This window comes from Dermacoccus sp. UBA1591 (genome assembly GCF_002322065.1).
Taxonomy (GTDB): Bacteria; Actinomycetota; Actinomycetes; order Actinomycetales; family Dermatophilaceae; genus Dermacoccus; species Dermacoccus nishinomiyaensis.
On record NZ_DCNR01000097.1, the window covers coordinates 913 to 1,468 of the forward strand.

At 64.6% G+C, this 556-nt stretch carries 2 pseudogenes; both read right to left on the reverse strand.

Annotated features, from left to right (window positions below):
- Positions 1–249 (reverse strand): annotated as a pseudogene (locus tag B2284_RS10920) (succinate--CoA ligase subunit alpha); the annotation flags it as partial.
- A 16-nt stretch (positions 250–265) separates the two neighbouring features.
- A pseudogene (locus B2284_RS10925) lies at positions 266–556 on the reverse strand (ADP-forming succinate--CoA ligase subunit beta); the annotation flags it as partial.

Genomic DNA, 556 nt, shown 5'->3' on the forward strand with positions numbered 1-556 from the left:
CGGCGGCACGAAGATCACGGAGACGTTGGCGCCCGTCTCGGCCATGGCGTCCTTGACGGAGCCGAAGACCGGAACCTGCTTGGTCTCGCCGTTGACGTCGAAGTCAACCGTCTGGCCGGCCTTCTTCGGGTTGACGCCACCGACGACGTTCGTGCCCGAGGCGAGCATGCGCGCCGTGTGCTTCATGCCCTCGGAGCCGGTCATGCCCTGAACGATGACCTTGGAGTCAGCGTTGAGAAAAATCGACATGGAAGTCAGATCCCTTTCAGTTGGCCGCGGCCAGCTCGGCAGCCTTGCGGGCTGCGCCGTCCATGGTGTCCACGACCGTCACGAGCGGGTGGTTGAAGTCGGAGAGGATCGCACGGCCCTCTTCGACGTTGTTGCCGTCGAGGCGCACGACGAGCGGCTTTGTCGCCGCGTCGCCGAGCTTCTTCAGGGCGCCGACGATGCCGTTGGCGACGGCGTCGCACGCCGTGATGCCACCGAAGACGTTGACGAAGACGCTCTTGACCTGCTCGTCGTTCAGGATGACGTCGAGACCGTTGGCCATGACCTC